We start from the raw sequence: 1,311 nt of genomic DNA, 5'->3' as shown, positions 1-1,311 counted from the left end.
CGGGTTTGCCGGAGGCTCCAACTCGTGAGAAAGTGGAGCCGATATGAGCAAGACGACCAACAAATTTTCACCTGAAGTTCGTGACCGAGCCATCCGCATGGTTTTGGACCATGAGGCCGAGCATCCATCCCGGTGGGCGGCAGTTTCATCCATAGCCGCCAAGATTGGCTGCTCGGCACATACGCTGCATGAGTGGGTGAAGAAAGCCGATGTTGACAGCGGCAAACGAGCGGGCCTTCCAAGCGATGTCGCCGAGAAGATGAAGGCCCTTGAGCGGGAGAACCGCGAGCTTCGTCAGGCCAATGAGATTTTGCGCAAGGCGTCGGCTTATTTTGCCCAGGCGGAGCTCGACCGCCCACTGAAGCGATGATTTCCTTCATCGACGAACACCGCTCAAAGTTCGGGGTCGAGCCGATCTGCAGGCTGCTGCCGATTGCCCCGTCCACTTACTATGACGCCATCGCCAAGCGCACGGACGTGGACCGCCTGTCGGCCCGCGCTCGTCGCGACGCGGCCATGAAGGTCGAGATACGCCGAGTGTTCAATGAGAATTTCCAAGTCTACGGCGTGCGGAAAGTATGGCGGCAGTTGCAGCGGGAAGGCTTCGACATAGCTCGATGCACTGTTTCTCGGCTTATGAGAATGATGGGCCTTCAGGGCATTATCCGTGGAAAGCCCGTCAAAACGACCGTGTCTGACAAGGCCGCTCTATGTCCGCTCGACCGCGTGAACCGCCAGTTCTGCGCTCCCGCGCCGAACATGTTGTGGCTTTCCGATTTCACGTATGTAGCCACTTGGCAAGGCTTCGTTTACGTCGCTTTCGTGATCGACGCGTTCGCCCGCCGCATCGTCGGCTGGCGGGCGAGCCGAACCGCTCATGCGGGTTTCGTCCTCGATGCCCTGGACCAGGCACTCCATGACCGGCGGCCAGTCCATCGCGGTGGGCTCATCCACCACTCCGACAGGGGTGTTCAATACGTATCGATCAAGTATTCCGAACGACTGGCCGAGGCAGGCATCGAGCCTTCCGTTGGAAGCGTCGGCGACAGTTACGACAACGCTCTCGCCGAAACGATCAACGGCCTCTACAAGGCCGAGGTCATCCATCGGCGGGGACCATGGCGCAATTTCGAAGCCGTGGAGTTCGCCACACTCGAATGGGTGGATTGGTTCAATAACCGGCGTCTTCTGGAGCCCATAGGAAACATTCCGCCTGCCGAAGCCGAAGAACGTTACTATGCCATGCTGGACGCGCCAGCCATGGCCGCATAACTTAAACCAAACGGCCTCCGGCAAACCCGGCGCGGTTCA

Annotated in this window: 1 protein-coding gene and 1 other annotated feature; the gene reads left to right on the top strand. The window is 59.2% G+C overall.

Annotated features, from left to right (window positions below):
• Positions 1 to 43: 43 nt before the first annotated feature.
• A protein-coding gene (locus PY650_RS36440) for an IS3-like element ISRtr2 family transposase (protein ID WP_285873593.1) occupies positions 44 to 1,272 on the top strand; the annotation gives its coding sequence in 2 pieces (ribosomal slippage) (positions 44 to 332 and positions 332 to 1,272; 1,230 coding nt in all).
• Positions 325 to 441 (top strand) — a sequence feature (AL1L pseudoknot). Its footprint overlaps the gene before it by 117 nt.
• Positions 1,273 to 1,311: the final 39 nt, after the last annotated feature.

It is taken from the genome of Martinezella calliandrae (assembly GCF_030272695.1).
Lineage (GTDB): Bacteria > Pseudomonadota > Alphaproteobacteria > Rhizobiales > Rhizobiaceae > Rhizobium > Rhizobium calliandrae.
Note: the sequence above shows the minus strand (reverse complement) of the source record. Positions and strands in the feature narration are given on the sequence as shown.